The sequence below is a fragment of the Flavobacterium sp. LHD-85 genome (genome assembly GCF_030929595.1).
Classification (GTDB): domain Bacteria; phylum Bacteroidota; class Bacteroidia; order Flavobacteriales; family Flavobacteriaceae; genus Flavobacterium.
The window spans coordinates 1-18,656 of record NZ_JAVFVR010000010.1 but is presented as its reverse complement, the minus strand read 5'-3'; the positions used below and the strand labels follow the sequence as shown (position 1 = coordinate 18,656).

At 33.2% G+C, this 18,656-nt stretch carries 17 protein-coding genes and 1 rRNA gene; 10 read left to right on the top strand and 8 right to left on the bottom strand.

Going from position 1 to position 18,656, the window contains the following annotated elements; all coding sequences use genetic code 11:
- Positions 1-83: 83 nt before the first annotated feature.
- Positions 84-911 carry an S-adenosyl-l-methionine hydroxide adenosyltransferase family protein gene (locus RB618_RS16570; protein WP_111423320.1) on the bottom strand — a complete coding sequence of 276 codons (828 nt, stop codon included), beginning with the start codon at positions 909-911 and terminating at the stop codon, positions 84-86.
- 264 nt (positions 912-1,175) lie between these two features.
- On the opposite strand from RB618_RS16570, the gene RB618_RS16565 reads away from it, so the two are divergent.
- From RB618_RS16565 to RB618_RS16535, 7 genes are all read left to right on the top strand, one after another.
- On the top strand, positions 1,176-2,126 hold the full coding sequence (locus tag RB618_RS16565) for a PhoH family protein (protein ID WP_008469028.1): 951 nt from the start codon (positions 1,176-1,178) through the stop codon (positions 2,124-2,126).
- Between the two features lie 137 nt (positions 2,127-2,263).
- Entirely contained in the window at positions 2,264-2,761 is a 498-nt protein-coding gene (locus RB618_RS16560) for a hypothetical protein (RefSeq protein ID WP_308069752.1), read from the top strand.
- Between the two features lie 3 nt (positions 2,762-2,764).
- Positions 2,765-3,127 (top strand): DUF1801 domain-containing protein, encoded by a 363-nt coding sequence (locus RB618_RS16555; RefSeq protein ID WP_308069751.1) that lies wholly within the window; start codon positions 2,765-2,767, stop codon positions 3,125-3,127.
- Between the two features lie 138 nt (positions 3,128-3,265).
- A complete protein-coding gene (locus RB618_RS16550; RefSeq protein WP_308069750.1) occupies positions 3,266-4,096 on the top strand; it encodes a Cof-type HAD-IIB family hydrolase in 831 nt (276 codons plus the stop codon).
- 111 nt (positions 4,097-4,207) lie between these two features.
- Entirely contained in the window at positions 4,208-4,801 is a 594-nt protein-coding gene (locus tag RB618_RS16545; protein WP_308069749.1) for a hypothetical protein, read from the top strand.
- Positions 4,802-4,888: 87 nt separating this feature from the next.
- Complete coding sequence (locus tag RB618_RS16540; RefSeq protein WP_308069748.1) at positions 4,889-5,842, top strand: phosphoribosylaminoimidazolesuccinocarboxamide synthase; 954 nt, start codon at positions 4,889-4,891, stop codon at positions 5,840-5,842.
- A gap of 269 nt (positions 5,843-6,111) precedes the next feature.
- Positions 6,112-6,492, top strand: coding sequence for an ankyrin repeat domain-containing protein (locus tag RB618_RS16535; protein ID WP_308069747.1), 381 nt, complete (start codon positions 6,112-6,114; stop codon positions 6,490-6,492).
- Positions 6,493-6,558: 66 nt separating this feature from the next.
- Here RB618_RS16535 and RB618_RS16530 read toward each other — a convergent pair whose 3' ends face one another.
- Entirely contained in the window at positions 6,559-7,101 is a 543-nt protein-coding gene (locus RB618_RS16530) for an SRPBCC family protein (RefSeq protein ID WP_308069746.1), read from the bottom strand.
- A gap of 384 nt (positions 7,102-7,485) precedes the next feature.
- Here RB618_RS16530 and RB618_RS16525 point away from each other — a divergent pair, with 384 nt between their 5' ends.
- Complete coding sequence (locus tag RB618_RS16525) at positions 7,486-7,866, top strand: ankyrin repeat domain-containing protein (protein WP_308069745.1); 381 nt, start codon at positions 7,486-7,488, stop codon at positions 7,864-7,866.
- A gap of 163 nt (positions 7,867-8,029) precedes the next feature.
- Here the strand turns inward: RB618_RS16525 and RB618_RS16520 are convergent, their stop codons facing one another.
- The 6 genes from RB618_RS16520 to RB618_RS16495 form a co-directional block, all read right to left on the bottom strand.
- On the bottom strand, positions 8,030-11,128 hold the full coding sequence (locus RB618_RS16520; protein WP_308069744.1) for a CusA/CzcA family heavy metal efflux RND transporter: 3,099 nt from the start codon (positions 11,126-11,128) through the stop codon (positions 8,030-8,032).
- A 3-nt stretch (positions 11,129-11,131) separates the two neighbouring features.
- Positions 11,132-12,217: an efflux RND transporter periplasmic adaptor subunit gene (locus RB618_RS16515; RefSeq protein WP_308069743.1), complete on the bottom strand. Its 1,086-nt coding sequence runs from the start codon at positions 12,215-12,217 to the stop codon at positions 11,132-11,134.
- A gap of 14 nt (positions 12,218-12,231) precedes the next feature.
- A complete protein-coding gene (locus RB618_RS16510) occupies positions 12,232-13,479 on the bottom strand; it encodes a TolC family protein (protein WP_308069742.1) in 1,248 nt (415 codons plus the stop codon).
- Between the two features lie 84 nt (positions 13,480-13,563).
- Entirely contained in the window at positions 13,564-14,925 is a 1,362-nt protein-coding gene (locus RB618_RS16505; RefSeq protein ID WP_308069741.1) for a HAMP domain-containing sensor histidine kinase, read from the bottom strand.
- Complete coding sequence (locus RB618_RS16500; RefSeq protein ID WP_308069740.1) at positions 14,922-15,602, bottom strand: response regulator transcription factor; 681 nt, start codon at positions 15,600-15,602, stop codon at positions 14,922-14,924. Before RB618_RS16500 ends, RB618_RS16505 begins: the two co-directional genes overlap by 4 nt.
- Before the next feature lie 63 nt (positions 15,603-15,665).
- Positions 15,666-16,754, bottom strand: a complete 1,089-nt coding sequence (locus RB618_RS16495; RefSeq protein ID WP_308069739.1) for a M42 family metallopeptidase — start codon at positions 16,752-16,754, stop codon at positions 15,666-15,668.
- An 81-nt stretch (positions 16,755-16,835) separates the two neighbouring features.
- On the opposite strand from RB618_RS16495, the gene RB618_RS16490 reads away from it, so the two are divergent.
- Positions 16,836-17,516, top strand: a complete 681-nt coding sequence (locus RB618_RS16490; protein ID WP_308069738.1) for a DUF4294 domain-containing protein — start codon at positions 16,836-16,838, stop codon at positions 17,514-17,516.
- A 936-nt stretch (positions 17,517-18,452) separates the two neighbouring features.
- Positions 18,453-18,656, top strand: a 16S ribosomal RNA gene (locus RB618_RS16485); the annotation flags it as partial.

Genomic DNA, 18,656 nt, shown 5'->3' with positions numbered 1-18,656 from the left:
ATAAAATTCCAATAGAGAAATTCCAAATTCCAATGTTTAGCATTTTTAAATCTAAAATCTGAACTCTAAAATCTAAAATAATTTTAGGAGAATTTAATCGTAATCACATCACGATAATTCAAACCTAGAAGACTGTTTGCAGAACCCACTTTAGAAGGATTGCTTCTAAAAATAGCAATTTCAAGAAAACCAGCCTCATTAAAAATAGCCAGTTTTTCTCCTTCGTACGTTTTAATCGGATACTTGTCAGAAGTTGCGATAGCCGAATAATTAGGAAGAATCGTTTTGATGCTCTTTGGATTCATAACAATTTCATACGGACGTCCGCGTGAAATTTCTAAAAATTGTTTTTTAGAAATATTAGTCACAACATTTCCAAAATGATCGATGTAAATAATGTTTCCTTTTATAGAATTTCCGTCGTCGGCTACAAGAGCTTGCAGTTCGGTTGCTTCTTTAATGGATTGAATTTCTTTTCCGATTACATTCAGCAAACCACCTTTAGATAAATGCGAGGCAACTTGAATAAATATATCCAGATCTGTAGCTTCAATTGGGAAACGATCGTGAATATTAATTGCTACAATCTTCTGCGGAACGATTTTTTGCGTTAGCATACTCAGGATTCCGTTATCGGCGCAAATAAAGTAGTGATCGTTCCACTGCATGGCAATATGCTGGTTTTCTTTATTGCGTTCTATATCGACACCAATAAGATGAACCGTTCCTTTTGGGAAGCTCATATAAGCTGCACCAATAATGTAACTTGCTTCGGCAGTATTAAAGGGATCAATGTCATGAGAAATGTCAATGATTTGAACTTCTGGATTTTCAGAAAGTATTTTACCCTTCAGCGACCCCACAAAGTGGTCTTTCAAGCCGTAGTCTGTAGTAAGGGTAATTATTGACATATTTTTGTTTATAACTATTGATAGTATTTAAATCTAATTTTCATTAAATTTGAGAAATGCAAAGCTAATAATAGTAAACACAAATTGAAAGAAAGAAAAGACAAATTGTGATTTTTAAAGCATTTGCAAGTTACAATATTCAAAAACACTGATTTAAGTTTTATGAGAATGAAATTGAAAACTGAGTTTGATTATTGTGATAAATAGAAAAGACCCGACAACCACTAAATATTAAAAGGAATTTTTAATTTAAAACTACTTCATTTGAACGAAAGAATAATCGAGCTAGTAGATATTGCACCAAAAGAATTTTGGGGCGCGCAAGACAGCCATTTAGAAATCATTAAAAAGTATTACCCGAAGCTTAAAATCGTAGCGCGAGGGACAACTTTAAAAGCATTTGGCGAAAAAGAAGTTTTAGACGAATTCGAAAAAAGATTTCAAAGATTAATGCTTCACTTTACACGTTACAACAATATTGACGATAATGTAATTGAACGTGTAATAATGAGTGATGGTCAGGACGAAAAGAGAGCTTACGATCATGACAAAATCTTAGTTCATGGTGTTGGCGGTAAGATTGTAAAGGCAATGACACCAAATCAGCAATTGCTGGTTGATACTGTAAAAAAGAACGATATGGTCTTTGCAGTAGGGCCTGCCGGTACAGGAAAAACGTACACGGGAGTTGCAATGGCAGTAAAAATGCTGAAGGATAAGGAAGTAAAAAGAATCATTCTAACACGTCCTGCGGTTGAAGCTGGTGAAAACCTTGGTTTCTTGCCTGGAGATATGAAAGAAAAACTTGATCCTTACATGCAACCGCTTTATGATGCCTTGCGAGATATGATTCCGAACGAAAAATTGGAAGATTATATCCTAAAAGGAATTATTCAAATTGCACCTTTAGCTTTTATGCGTGGACGAACTCTTGACAATGCTTTTGTAATTCTTGACGAAGCTCAGAATACTACTCACTCACAGATGAAAATGTTTTTGACCCGTATGGGAAAAAATGCCAAATTCATGATTACTGGTGATCCTGGGCAGGTCGATTTGCCTCGCAGAACAATTTCTGGTCTTAAAGAAGCGCTTTTGGTTCTAAAAGACATTGAAGGTATCGGAATTATTTATTTGGATGATAAAGATATCGTACGTCACAGATTGGTTAAAAAGGTGATTGACGCTTATAAACAAATCGAGAATCACGATTAATAATTATTGTAGTGAAATGTTAAATGTAAATCGTGAATTGTGTTTTAACATTTATTAATATTCGTTTTGTACGTTTTATATAAAAGGTGCAAAACGAATATTTTTTTTGAATTAGAGATTAATCAAATGAGATTTAAATGAAAATTAGAATATCGATTTTAATATTATTTATAGGTTTGCTTTCATGTCAAAAAAAAGAAATCCCAAAAAATAAGTTTGTTGGTAATTGGTATGATACGGAATATATTATTCCAGGCAGCCATTTGTTAAAGATAAATAAAGACAGCACTTTTTCTTATAAAGGAGCGGGGTGCGACTGGAGAGTAATTTCTAAAGGGAAATGGAAACTAGTAGGGGATGCTATTGAATTAAACAGTACGAGCAGTGATACATGTTATCGAATGTTTCCATATACAAGATGTATAAAATTTGGGGAAACTAGAAGAAAAGATACGTTGACTATTCCAAATTGTAATCCTAACCAAAATGTAGACTTTTTAATTTTTTCAAAAGAAAGATTCTATCTTAAAAATGATTCTTTAGTTTATGAATTTAAAGCAAGCTCTAATTGTTCAGGTTATGACACGTTAAAAAGAGTTTATGCACGTACTGCGAAAATTAAAAAAACGTATTAAAAAATGAAACAATTAGATGATTTCTATTTAAACCAAGAAGAACCCATAAAAGGGATATTTCTCGCATTAAAAGAAATCATTTTAAAACAGGACAATAATATTACCAATGTTTTAAAATATGGAATGCCATTTTTTTGTTATAAAGAAAAAATGTTTTGCTATCTATGGATTCATAAAAAACTCAAACAACCTTATATCGGAATTGTGGAAGGAAAACATTTTGAAGAATCTTTTCTAATTCAGGAGAATCGTTCAAGAATGAAAATAATGATGTTTGATGTTTATGAAGATTTGCCTTTAGAACAAATTGAAACAATAATTCAGAAAGCAATAAATTTATATAAAACAGGAATTGTTAAGATTTAAATTGTTTATATAGTAATATTTAACGGAATAGTTAAATAAATAATAAACTTACCTCAATTTTGGCTTTCAAAGGCTGTAATCTTTGTCTAGCCGAGCTTAAAACCGTAAATTTGCATATCATCGAATTTGATAATTAATATGACAAAACTTAAAAATATAAAAGCGGTTGTAAGTGACCTTGACGGAACTTTACTCAACCCACAACACAGAATTTCAGATTACACAAAATCAATTTTTCAAGAACTTCACAATCAAGGTTATTTGATTATTGTAGCTACAGGACGTCATCATCTTGATGCATTTGCTATTATAGACAAGCTAGAAGTGCCAGTTTATCTGGTAAGTTCTAACGGAGGAAGAATCCATTCGCCGAATAAAGAAGAGCTTTTTGCTTTTAATTTAGACAGTGATGTTGTCAAAGCAGCCTTGAATATAGAAATAGACCCAGACGTAACGGTTGTATTATTCAAGGAGAATGTTTGGCAAACCAATAAATGGAACGAAAGATTAAATTCTTTTCAGGCCGAATTAAAATACCGTCCAGAATTAGTCGATTATAAAACTATTGAAGACTTTAAAGCTATTAAAATCTTCTTTTCATGTGATAATCACGAGAAATTAATAAAAGTGAGAGATGCTGTTTTAGCTAATTCTTCGGAGCATTTGCATCATGCTTTTAGTTTGCCGACTTGTTTAGAATTTATGGATAAATCTGTAGACAAAGCAGTTGCAATTGAAAAAGTATTAGAAAAAGAAGGTTTTACTTTGGATGAAGCTATTTCGTTTGGAGATGGTTTTAACGATTTACAAATGTTGTCTGCAACCGGAAAAGGTTTGATTATGGGGAATGCGCCTTCAATTTTAAAAGATGCTTTACCAGATTTAGAAGTAATTAAAACAAATGCAGAGGATGGCGTTGCAAAATATATTGCTTCTAAAATTTTAGATAAAGAGTTTGCAACAACTTAATTAAGAGTATTTTATATTCAGTTTATTGCTGGATAATAAATTATAGTTATTTTTATAAGAGCTAATTCACAGAGAGTTAGCTCTTATTTTTTTAACCTTAATTATTTAACCATGAAAAAATTTCTACTTCAAGCTGAACGAAACTTGATTTCGGGGGCATTAGTTTTATTACCGCTTTTAGTTTTTTTTATTCTATTGGGAAAAGTCTGGAAGTTTTTTCAGAATTATGGAGAAAAATTTGCACACTTCCTGCGTTTGGATTTGATATTAGGAAAATACGCGACCGATATTGTGGGCGGAATGATTTTGGTGGTTTTAATTTATTTAAGTGGCTTTTTGATGCGTTTGTCTATTTTAAAAAGATTTACCAATTGGGTAGACGAGAAGCTGATGATCTTTTTGCCAGGTTATGAAAAAAATAAAAAAGAGGCAGAAGAAAAGCTTTTAAAAAGAAATCATGAGCCAAAACCTGTTACAGATTTGCCTATTCTGTTTAAAAACGGAAATTTTTGGCAGCCTGCACATTTAATTGAAGAAGATGAAAACGGAAAGGCGGTAATTTTTGTGCCCAATGCACTTGTTCATAATCAAGGGCAAATTTTGATTGTACAGTCAGAAGATTTTAAAAAATTAACTGACACTACACTTGCTGCCTTAGACGAGTCAGTTAAATCTTTTGGCAAAGGAATTTTAAACTTTAAATAATTCACTAAAATTGAAGTGATTTTTTCTTTGTTTGCTCTTGCAAATAGTTTTAAATTTGCCTTCATAAAAAAACAACACAACTAGATAATGAGCAATACAATCACAACTACAAATTTTAATTTCCCGAATCAGAAATCAGTTTACCGCGGAAAAGTTAGAGAAGTTTACAATATTAACGACGAACTTTTAGTAATGGTAGCTACCGATAGACTTTCGGCTTTTGATGTAGTTTTGCCAAAAGGAATTCCGTACAAAGGACAAATCTTGAATCAGATTGCAACAAAATTTATGGAATTGACGCAAGATATCGTTCCAAACTGGCTGATTGCTACTCCAGATCCAAATGTTGCCGTTGGACATTTATGTGATCCTTTTAAAGTAGAAATGGTTATTCGCGGTTATTTGTCTGGACACGCAGCTCGTGAATATGCAGCAGGTAGAAAACAAATCTGTGGCGTTACTATGGCTGAAGGTCTAAAAGAAAACGATAAATTTCCTGAGCCAATTATTACGCCGACTACAAAAGCTGATAATGGTTCTCATGACGAAGATATTTCTCGCGAAGATATTTTGGCAAAAGGAATTGTTTCTGAAGAAGACTATTTAGTTTTAGAAAAATATACTAGAGCTTTATTTCAAAGAGGAACTGAAATCGCAGCTAAACGCGGATTGATTTTAGTAGATACAAAATATGAGTTTGGAAAAACTAAAGATGGAGTTATTGTTTTAATTGACGAAATCCATACTCCAGATTCTTCTCGTTATTTCTACGCTGAGGGTTATGCTGAAAGACAAGAAAAAGGTGAGGAGCAAAAACAATTATCTAAAGAGTTTGTTCGCCGTTGGCTAATCGAAAATGGTTTCCAAGGTAAAGACGGCCAGCAGATTCCAAATATGACAGATGAATATATTGAATCTGTTTCGGAAAGATATATCGAATTATTTGAGAATATTTTAGGAGAAAAATTTGTAAAAGCTGATATTGACAATATTGATCAGCGTATTGAAAAAAATGTCTTAGAATATCTTTCTTCAAAATAAGAAACTTGAAATTAAAGTAATTTAAGCTTTAAAATTTATATTGAAAAATGCCCTGCTGTATATCTTACTGTAGGGCATTTTCTTTTGATGTAAATTATATGCAATAGAAAATCTACCTTAAAATTTATATAAAAACACAATTTAGCCTCTCTAATTGAGTATTTTAAAAATTCATCATTTTTTTTTCATTTTTAATGCAACGTTTTGTGCATAATGTGCGTCTAACAAGTAATCATCACAATCATTAATCATTAAACAAGCAATCAATCATGAAAAAAACAGTAATCGTTTTAGGAACGGCTTTGGCCGTATTTGCAAATTTTGCAACAGCTTCTAATTTGAAGTTAGAAAGTAAAAATCAAATTGAAATTCCTTTTGATTTAGAATCACCTTTACATTTAGCGGTTTGCAATGGAGATGTAGAAACCGTAAAGAAAAGCATTGAGTATGGTGCAGATGTAAATAAAATTGTACGCAATATGACTCCTTTAATGCTTGCTGCTCGTTTTAACAATGTCGAAATTGTAAAAATTTTATTGGCAAATGGAGCTAAACCGTCAATAGAAAATACTCATGGACTTAGAGCGTTGGATTATGCCCGATACGCAAAATCAACAGAATCTGCAGCGATTTTAAAAGGGCTTAAATAAAATTTTAAGAGCAAAAAAAGAAAAGCATCATTAAAAAATGATGCTTTTCTTTTTTAAAGAGAAGATTTAGTTCCCTTCCATTTTATCTTTTAAGTTTTCAAGACCTTTTTGCAGATCATTTCCAATCATTTGATCCATTTTAAGCATTGGAAGCATAATATTTGTTGGGTATGGTATCACCCCGCTGATTCCCCATTTTACTTTTGTCTGATTTACCGAAACAGGTTGTGTAGACATAAAGCCAACAGCAGTATCTTCCATTGGTTTTTTAAAACGTAGCGCAAAATCTAAGCGTCTGTTTTCTGTTATCTTTGTAATTTCCTGTTCTCCAACACCAACTTCTTTAACATTACTTTCCCAAGAAGAAACAGAACCTACCATGCCATCAGCCCCCTTATAATTAACTTTCATTTTCGGATCCATATTTGCCCATACGCTAAACTCATTTTGATTTTTTAATGAACGAACATATTTAAAAATGCTATCTGCGGGTTTGTTGATTGTAATTTCTCTTTCAACCGAATATTCTTTAGGCATAAAATAAGCTGCAATTAAAACAATTGAAATTAGTAAAATTAAAATGACTAGTATTCTTTTAATAAAAATCATGGCTATTTGTTTTAAGGTTAGTACTTTTTTGATTTATCCTTTTCTGTGAAGCTTTGTATTATAAGGCGTGAGCATTAAATTGCTATACGTTTGATTCTTAATCGTATAGTAAATTTAAAAAAATAAATCATGTGCTGAGAGGGTATTGACTTTAAAAAGAATAAAAAAAAATAAGATTTATTGTAACATTTTCCTTTTTATGTAGTCTATTATAGTAAAATCAATAATTTGATAACGTTTAGGTTCTTTGATTATCGTATTATTAAGCAACTGTTAAGAATTGGTTAAAACATGGTACTTTGTAATACATAATACGATAAAATGATTTACTTTTACATCATCAAATTAAAATCATCATCAATCATTTAACAAACATCAATCATTATGAAAAAATCAGTTATTTATTTAGGACTAGCCTTGGTGGCATTTGGAAATGTGGCAATGGCTTCAAACGTAGTTTCAACTGTTAAAAATCCAATTGAGCGTACAGAATATACTGCAACTCCTTTAAATGTTGCTATTAGTAAAGGAGATATTGAAACAGTTAAAAAATTTATTGAATACGGCGCGGACGTAAATCAGATGTCTGAAGATTTTACTCCGTTAATGATCGCTGCACGTTACAACAAACATGAAATCATTAAAGTTTTATTGGCTAATGGGGCAAATCCTAATGCTAAAAATGAAAAAGGGTTTACTGCATTGAAATATGCACAAACATCAAATGCTTCAGATGCAATTGCGCTTTTGAAAGATTTGAAATAACAGTTTAAAAGTTTTGAGTTAGTAAAAAGACCTTTCTGAGCAAAAGGTCTTTTTTTTTGCTTTATACTGAACTTGATTAAAGCAAAAAAGCATCATTGCGAGAATGATGCTTCTTCTTTTTTAAATCCCAACAAATTGATTTAAAACTAATTATTTTAATTGTTTATTCTATTGGCACATGCTTCTTTCTATTGAATATCCAGAATAAAATTGGAAACACTAGTAGAGTCAGAACAGTAGCCGTCATAAGTCCGCCGATAATTACAATGGCAAGCGGTTTCTGCGATTCTGAACCAATTCCCGTAGAAATGGCCGCAGGCATTAATCCGATTGAAGCCATTAATGCTGTCATAACTACCGCTCTTGTTCTGGCTTTTACTCCCATAAAAATAGATTCTTCGAGAGAGAATTTAGCTTTCAGATTGTGATGGAATTCGGAAATTAAAATAACTCCATTTTGGATACAAATTCCGAGAAGCGCTATAAATCCAACTCCGGCAGAAATTCCGAAATTCATTCCTGTTAAGTGCAGTGCAATAATTCCACCAATAATCGCAAAAGGAACATTGGCTAGAACAAGTAGAGAATCTTTAAAATTGCCAAACAAAATAAACAACAGCACAAAAATTCCAATTAAACTTATAGGTACCACTTGCGCCAGACGCGCACTCGCACGAACTTGATTTTCAAATTCTCCCGTCCATCCTGTGGTATAACCAGCAGGAAGTTTTAATTGATTTACTTTTTGTTGTGCTTCGGCAATTGTACTTCCTAAATCACGATCACGAACTGAGAATTTTACTCCAATAAAACGTTTGGTATTATCTCTGTAAATAAACGCGGGACCAGTAATGGTTTTAATATCGCAGATTTCTTTTAAAGGAATTTTTATTCCGCTGATGGTTGGAACTTTAATTTCCTCCAAATCTTTTTCATCTTTTCGGTATTCTTTAGAAAAACGAACACGAACATCAAATTTCTTTTCATCTTCATACTTTTCAGTTGCTGTTTTTCCTCCAAATGCTAATTCTAAAACTGCTTGCGCATCGCTTAAAGTTACTCCATATGCAGCCATTTTTTCACGATCTAGAATTACGCTGATTTCTGGCTGGCCTACATTTCTCAAAATACCGGCGTCTTTTATACCTGGAATATTTTTAATTTGTGCTAAAACTTCATTGGCAAGCTGATCTAATTTGTTCAAATCATCTCCATAAATTTTTACGGCATTCGAAGCTTTAAATCCAGCTACCGATTCGGCAACGTTATCAATTACGGGCTGAGAATAATTATACGTGATTCCCTGATGCACTTTGAGTTTATTGTCCATTTCATTAATCAGATCATCCATAGAAATCTTGCGTTTCCATTCTGCTTTTGGCAGCAAGTCAACTTGAAGCTGGATAAATCCAAAACCATTTGGATCGGTTCCATCGTTGCTTCTTCCGGTTTGAGATAAAACTTTTTTGACTTCAGGAAAACTTTCTAAGTCTTTTCTAATCATTGCTGCCGTTTTCACACTTTCAGGAAGCGAAGTGCTCATTGGTAATTCTGCTGTTACCCATAAAGCTCCCTCGTTTAATTGCGGTAAAAATTCTGTTCCTAAGAATCCAGCTGAAAAGAAAACAGCGGCTAATAATCCTAAAGACGCAACCAAAGTCTGTACTTTATGCTTGAATGTCCATTGAAAACCTTTGCTGACAATTCGATCCCAAAAATTTACAAACGGATTATGTTTTTCTTTTACATTTTTATTTAATAAAATATGAGAAAGAACTGGAACCAAAGTCAAGGTAAAAATAAGCGCTCCCAATAAGGCAAAACCTAATGTAAAGGCTAGGGGAGAGAACATTTTTCCTTCTACTTTTTGGAAAGAGAAAATTGGAAGCAAAGCAGTAATAATAATCAGTTTTGAGAAGAAAATGGCTTTACCCATTTCTGTTCCCGTCTTCTTGATCAAACTTCCTTTTGCAATTTTATTAAACTTCTCCATTCCCAGCTGATGCGCTCGATGGTCTAGAACTACAAATAAACCTTCGACCATTACAACGGCTCCGTCAATAATAATTCCGAAATCGACTGCGCCTAAACTTAATAGGTTGGCGCTCATTCCCATCATTTTAAGACATAAAAACGCAAATAATAAGGAAAGCGGAATGACAATCGAAACTGTAAAAGTAGTTCTCCAATCGGCCATAAAAAGAAATACGACAACAGTAACCAGAATAATACCTTCAAATAAGTTGTGCATTACAGTTTCGGTCGTGAAATTCATCAAATTATCACGATCATAGAACGTTTCAATTTTAATGTCTTTTGGCAAAACATTATCATTAAGATCTTTGATTTTGGCTTTTATTAAAGCAAGTGTTTCCTGCGGGTTTTCACCTTTACGCATTACCACAATTCCTTCAACGGCATCATCATTATTTCCAATACCCGTTTGTCCAACTCTTGGCATTGAGCTTTCGTAAACGTCAGCTAAATTTTTAACCAAAATTGGGTTTCCGCCAGCATCATCTACGATAATATTTCCAATATCTTCTTTGGATTGCAATAAACCAACTCCTCGAACAACAAATGCTTGTCCGTTTTTCTCAATAACATCACCACCAACGTTTAAGTTTCCAGCATTTACAGCGTTGTAAACCTGTAAAGGTGTAATATTGTATTTTGCCAGTTTGATTGGATCAACCCCAACTTCATATGTTTTGGTCTGGCCTCCAAAAACATTTAAATCGGCAACACCAGGAAGAGAACGCAATTGTTTATCGATAACCCAATTTTGGTAGGTCAATAATTCTCTACTGTCTCTGCTGTCACTTTTTACAATATATCTGAAAATTTCACCGGTTGGACCGTATGGCGGCTGTACGTCTGGTTCAACATCATCAGGAAGAGAAACGTTTTTCAGCAAATTATTTACCTGAAAACGTGCAAAAGTATCGTCTACGCCATCATCAAAAATGATTTTAATTACAGACAGACCAAACATAGTAATGCTTCGCACGCTTGTTTTTTTCTGAACCGAGTTCATGGCAATCTCAATTGGAGAAGTAACAAATCGTTCTACTTCTTCAGCGCTTTTCCCGTTCCATTGTGTAATGATAATAATCTGCGTATTGGTAACATCTGGAAAAGCATCAATAGGCATATTTTTGAAAGAAATAAATCCGGCAACAGCCAATAATCCAACCCAAAAGAAGGTAAATGCTTTATTCTTTAACGAAAAAGCAATAATATTTTTTATGAATTTGTTCATGTCTTAATTATTTAAAGCACCATAAATAAATAGCTGATTGTTGGTGATCACTTTTTCATTTTCTTTTAAACCGCTTGAAAGATAAGTAGTATCACCAACCACTCTGTAAACTTCTACTTGTCTGGTTTCAATGTTGTTACGGTCTTTAAATACCACAACAAAATTTTTACTTTTATCAAACACAATAGCTTTACTCGGTACGGCTATCATAGATTGATTTTCATTAAAAGACAGTTTGATATTGGCATTCATATCAGGTTTAAGCATGTAATCTGGATTATTCAGCTTAATTCTAGCCTGCATTGCTTTCGTTTCTGGATCAATTACATTGTAGATTTTATCTACTTTTCCGTAAAACGCTTTGTCGGGATAACTCAAAGTGGTTACAGCAGCGCTGGTTCCCAATTTTACTTTATTAATATCTATTTCATTAATATTGGCCATCGCCCAAACTTCGCTGATTTCTGCAATATCAAATATATTTTCAGAACGGTCATTTCGTAAAAGCATATCCTGATTAATGCTTTTCTGAATAATAAAACCGCTTATCGGAGCTGTCACTTCGTATATTGAACCTGCCTTAATATTATATATTTTATACGTTTCCTGAATTTTGCTTAATTGAGATTGTGCTTTATTTACTTCAGATTTTGCCTGAAGCACATCACTTTCAGAATTCAGTTTTCCATCAAATAATTCCTGTGCGACTTTCAAATTGTTTTTAGCTACAAGTAAATCGCTTTTAGCATCGATCGATTGTTTTTCAAAATCGGCAACATCGGTACTTTTTATGGTAGCAAGAACTTGTCCTTTCTTAACATAATCGCCAAGTTCCACATTTACTTTCATTACATTTCCACCAACAAGTGGGTAAACATCAATCATTTTATTATTGTCAGCAGTGATTTTTCCGTAAAAACTAAGTTCGTTCTTTAGTGGCTGGGTTTTAGCTTCGGCTGTTGTAGTGCTTTTAAGCATAGTATCACTCAAAACAAAAGAGGTATTTGTCTCAGGATTTTCAACTTCTTTTTTGCAGCTCGTAAGAGATAAACCTGCTAGTGCGATTCCGATGAATAATATATGTTTCATTTCTGTAGTTTTTTTTAAAATAAATCTTTGTTGATGGTACTATTTAATTCTTCGCCTGCGATTACTACTTTTTTCTTTAATTCGTTTAATTGTATTATCGCCTGATTGTAGCTTTCCATAAAATCGGTAAATTCTAAAAGGCTTACATTTCGTTTTTGAAAATTGGTAAGCATTCCATTATAAACCGCTTCAAAATCTGAATTTACGGTTGGTTTAATCACGCTGTAGTTTTGCCTAGATTCATCCCATTTAGTCCAAGCCGATGTAATTTCTGTTTGCAGTTGCAGTTCAAAATTTTGCTTTTCAATTTTAGACTGTTCCAAAATGGTTTGGGCGTACTTAATATTTCCTTTATTTTTATTCCATAAAGGAAGCGGAATGCCAATACTAACATTGGCTTCTTTGTTGAAAGCTCCACTTCGCTGGTCATAATTGGCACCAAGAGTAAGGTCTGGAACAGAAAGCGATTTTTGCCATTTTACATTTAACTCATTCGCATCAATTTCTTTTTGTTTGGCTAAATAATCTGGGCGATTTGCAATAGCTTGTTCTTCGAAGCTTTTCAGATCAAAATCGATTATTTTTAAATATTTATTCGAATCGTCTTTGCTTACAACCGGAATTACATTTTCGGTTTCATTCAAAAGCAATTTTAAATTAGCCTGTTCTTCGATATTGTTATTTATAACTTCTAGACGTTCATTTTTAAAATTTAGATATAATGACTGTAATCGAACAACATCTTTTAAAGGAATATTTCCTTTCTGAGCCTGTACAGAATAAGAGTTAATTAAATTCTCGATATGCGCCAATTGCTTGTCGGTGTTTTCAAGGTTTTTGGTATTATAATAAACCGTATAAAAGCTTTTGCGCAATTGCAGTTTTAAGGTTCGCAGCACATCATTAAATTGTAATTCTGCCAATTGGGTATTGGTTTGAGCTAACTTGACTTCGTTGCGTTTTTTTCCTCCAAGATAAATAAGCTGTTCGATGCTAAATGCTTTTTGACCTTCTTTGCCAATATCAAAAAACTTATCTCTTTCAGGATTATAAGCATTCAATTCTGCTGTTATAGTTGGATTGTCCCAAATACGAGCCTGAATAGTGAGTGCTTTTGCAGCATCAATATTATATTGGGATGCCAGTAAAAAAAGGTTTTTTTTCAAAAATTGACTTTCACAGTCTTGAAGAGTGAGTGATTTTTGTGCTATTGCAGCTTGATTTAAAAGTGCAAATAATAGCAATGCGAATAACTTTTTCATTGTATCATCTTTAAGTTGTACAAATATGCTATCAACAGGCTTTAAGAGAGCTTAAAATCTACCTTAAAAATAGCTTAAAATTGCTTACAAATTAAAAAATAACTGAAATAAATTCGTGTTAATATTTGGTATGGAGTAAGTTATGTTTGCTTTGTGCAATATAAGAATGCGTTGCACAATTCTTAAGCCAAGCCCAAAACCAGAGGTTCCTTTTGAATTGTGGCCACGCATAAAAGGCTGAAAAAGATTCTTCTGTTCTTCTTCGTTTAAGGTTTCTCCTGTATTGGATACAGAAACAATAAGATGATGATGGTCCGTGCTTATTTTTACTTTTGCCTGTTTATTGTCTGAATAAACACAGGCGTTTTTTAAGATATTGGTTAAAGCTATTTCTAAAAGATTTTTGTTTCCTTTTATTTCTAAAGCGGTATCAAGATCTTCGCTTTCTTCCATTTCAAAAAGAATAACAAAATCAGGGAAAGATTTGTTTATTTTTTCGATCGAAGAAAATAAAATTTCATCGATTCTTTGTATTTCGTGATGATCTGTTTTTCTGTTATCAATTTTCGAAAGGATAAGCAGAGAATTGATTAATTCGCTTAAATGATTGACATCGGTCAATATTGAGTTTAAAAACGATTTGTTTTTAGATTGTATCTCTGGTTCAGCGATGGCGTTTTCAATCTGAGAAGTCATTCTAGAAAGTGGCGTTCTCAGTTCGTGCGATGCGTGAGCGGTAAATTCCTTTTGTCTCTGATACGAAAGTTCGATACGATCCATCATGAAATTAAACTCATCAGCAATTAAATCAATTTCATTTTTAGTGCTTTTAGATTCAATTCTCGTATCTAAGTTGTTTTCGTTTATATTTTTTATTTTCTGATGAAAAGCATGAAGTGGATTCATAGCTTTTCTAACCATAAATGAAGTTAACAGCCAGCAAACACAAGTAAAAAAGATGTATGATATAACTAAAGTATACCTCAAGAAAAGTAACTTTTTTTTGCCATAATCATCGGTGGCAGAAATTAAAGCATAAAAATCTTTGTCGTTCGTGTCATAGAAAACACCATAAACTTCATAATCGCCTTGCTGTTTAAAAAAAGTTTTATTCTTTTTAAGGTATTTTAAGTCATCAATAGACCAATTGATCTTGGCATCGTCAATACTGCTATAAATCAACTTATAATTAGAATCAAAAACCAAAGTCTTTTCATCATACAATTTATTGATAGAATTTTGGTCTATTATTTTTAAAAGCTGATTATCAACTTGTTTTACGTTTACCAATAATTTAATATTAGATAAAGCTTTGATTTCTAAACGATCACGAAATTCTTCTTTTCTATAATTGGAATACAAAATGAATATCACCGTAGATGCCAGTCCAAAAAGGATGGTAAACAGTAAACTTACTAAAAGTGATATTCTATTTTTTAATGTCATTCCTGATCGCTTAGATAATATCCGTAACCAACTTTGGTTCGGAGAAGTTTTATTTCATGTTCTTTATCAATCTTTTTTCTTAAAAAATTAATATAAACCTCAATAGTGTTCTGATTGGTTTCGATATGATAATCCCAAAGCTTCTCTGCTATAAATTGTTTAGAAAGCACTTTTCCTTTTGCATGCGCTAAAATTAGGATTAACTTGAATTCTTTTGGAGTAAGTTTAATTTCTTCTCCAGATCTAAAGACTTTCATATCTTCTTCAAAGATTTCTAGATCTTTAATAGTGATTTTACTTTCTGTCTGTTGAGGAATCTCTTTTCTCCTTAAAAGAGATTGCGCTCTTGCGTACAGTTCGTCAAAATGAAATGGCTTTACAAGATAGTCATCTGCACCATTATCAAAAGAAGATAATTTATCTTCAATTTCACTAAAAGCCGTTAGCATTATAATAGGTGTTTTTTTATCGGTTTCCCGAATGCCTTTGCAAACATCAATTCCATTTATTCCAGGAACATTTATATCAAGAATAATAAGATCATATTCATATGGAAAATACTTTTTCAGAAGCAAAGAACCGTCATAATAAGGAATACACTCGAATTCTTTTGAAGTAAAGAATGCCGAGATTTCTTTAGATAAAGTAAAATCGTCTTCGAGCAGTAGTATTTTCATGTCTGGTTTTTTAATTTGTAAATCCGATTTAATAACCCAAATCGGATTTACATTAAAAGTATATTAGTTAAAATAAGAAAACGTTTCGTTGTTTTCAATTTTCAGTAGAGCTTCATAAATAAGCTTAATTACGTTTTCAACGTCCTCTCTATGAACCATTTCTACAGTAGTGTGCATGTATCGTAACGGAAGAGAGATCAAAGCAGATGGCACACCGCCATTACTATAAGCAAAAGCATCAGTATCTGTACCCGTTGCTCGCGAGGTGGCATGTCTCTGAAACGGAATTTTGTTTTCTTCTGCAGTTTCTACAATCAAATCGCGCAATTTATTCTGAATAGCAGGAGAGTAGCCAATAACAGGACCTTTACCCATTTTAAGGTCGCCTTCCACTTTTTTATCAATCATTGGGGTAGTGGTGTCGTGAGTAACATCAGTCACAATAGCTACATTTGGTTTTATGCGATGCGCAATCATTTCAGCTCCTCTAAGACCAATTTCTTCCTGAACAGAATTTACGATGTATAAACCAAATGGAAGTTTTTTATTGTTTTCCTTTAATAATCGAGCAATTTCAGCGATCATAAAACCGCCCATTCTATTATCAATTGCACGACAAACAAACTTATTCTCGTTCAAAATCATAAATTCGTCAGGATATGTAATTACACATCCAACATGAACGCCTAATGCTTCAACTTGCTCTTTGGTTTCACATCCTAAATCTATAAAAATATTACTTAATTTAGGAATCTCTTCTTTGTCACGTAAACGGGTATGAATTGCTGGCCATCCAAAAACACCTTTCACGATTCCATTTTTAGTATGAATATTTACTCTTTTAGAAGGAGCAATCTGATGATCAGAACCGCCATTTCGTATTACATATATTAAACCATCCTCTGTAATATAGTTTACATACCATGAAATTTCATCTGCATGTCCCTCAATTACAACTTTATAAGGAGCGTCTGGATTAATTACACCAACAACCGTTCCATAAGTATCTGTAATAAAAGTATCTACATAAGGTTTTAAATAATTCATCCAAAGTTTTTGCCCCTCACTTTCGTAACCTGTTGGAGAAGCGTTATTTAGGTAGCTTTCTAAAAATGCTATTGAGGTATCATTTAAGATAGATTTTGTACTCATAAAAATATTTTTTCGCTAAAATATAAATTTGGTATCAGAGTTGTGTATAAATATATAATTTTACATTTAAATTATGATTCAATGAGACTAACCACCTTTTTATTTATACTCTTAGTTTGTTTTTCTTCTAAAGCCCAAGTTACTCCTAAGGAAAACGAGCAAATGGGATACATATTGACAGAGAAAGATTCTATTCTAAGTGATACTATTCAATTGCCAGAAATTATTATTTCAAAAGGGCAAAAGATGACTCCAGAAGAAATGAAACAATTTCAGATTCTTCAAAACAGAGTGTATAAAGTATATCCTTATGCAAAGTTAGCTTCAGAAAGATTAACTGCATTAAATAATGGGATGGCTCGTTTAAAAACTAGCCGTGAAAAAAAGAAGTATTTTAAGATCGTCGAAGATTATCTGAATAACGAATTTGAAGAAAGGCTTAAAAAACTCTCTAGAAAACAAGGGCAGATTTTAGTGAAATTGATTCATCGTCAAACAGGAATTACAACCTATGAGTTGGTTAAAACCTTAAAAAGCGGATTCAAAGCCTTTGTATCAAACACAACGGCTAATTTATTTGATATAAGTTTAAAAGAGGAGTATAAGCCATACGATGTCAACGAAGACTATTTAATAGAGACAATTTTGGTTCGTGCATTTGAATCTGGCCGATTGGTAAATCAGAAACCAGCCAGTCCCGTAGATTATGAAGATCTATCAGAGAAGTGGCAGCAAAGAGCAAAAGATTTAAATAAAAAGTAATTATATATGTGTATAGATTTATAATGAGATTAATCAAGCTTCAATTTCCCGTAGAGATGCACTGCAGTGCGTCTTATATTTGTATAATAAGGAGAAAGCCTCGACTGCCGGTCTGAGCGGAGCGAAGCGCATCGAGTTTTGGAATTTGGAATTTAAAAGATTGGAATTTTAATATTAATTAGGAGCTAAATCCCGCTATGCGCTCCAATCTTCTGCTTTTTAAAGAAAAAAGCAGAAGGATTTCCGCTCCTATCGGGGCTATGGCATCGGTTTTCAGAAGAACGGCCGGGAAAGCCAGGCGTCTTTAGAGCGTAAAAAGCGGGAAAAAGAGCCTTTGCGCCTTAGCGCCTTTGCGGCAAAATAGCGGAAACAGCAGCCAAACTAAGAAAAACCCCACGCAAAACGAAAAAATCCTGAAATGTAAACCTGCCGTTATCAGTGCGTTAAGAAATAATCAAAAAAAAAGATCAAAAAAAGCTGGGCAAAAGCATTGGAAAAGCGGAAAAAGGTTCTACTTTTGCACCCGCAACAGCGAAAAACGCTCTTAGACATTCCGCAGCATACGAATTGGAAACGGGAAGAAATTTCCAAAAAAAAGATTCGAAAAAGCTTGCGGGAAAAGAAAAAGCTTTTTACATTTGCACCCCGCAAAACACGGAAAGTTCCTTGATATACTGGCAGAAAAAATTGGAGAGATGGGGCGAAAATAAAGCTTTAAAAATTTTTCAACTTTTTCTTGCGAGAAACAAAAAGAAGTTTTAGTTTTGCACCCGCTTTGAAACACAAGCGAAAGACAGAAAAAGACACGTTCGTAGACATATTGAATTGACAGCCGCTTTAGCAGAGATGCTAGAGCAAAATAGAATAAGAGTAATGGAATCGAGAGATTCGAAAAAGAACCGATAGATAGGCATCGACTATATAATATTAAAATATACGATGAAGAGTTTGATCCTGGCTCAGGATGAACGCTAGCGGCAGGCTTAACACATGCAAGTCGAGGGGTAGAAGTCTTCGGGCTTTGAGACCGGCGCACGGGTGCGTAACGCGTATGCAATCTGCCTTTCACAGAGGGATAGCCCAGAGAAATTTGGATTAATACCTCATAGCATAGCCAAGCCGCATGGTTTGGCTATTAAA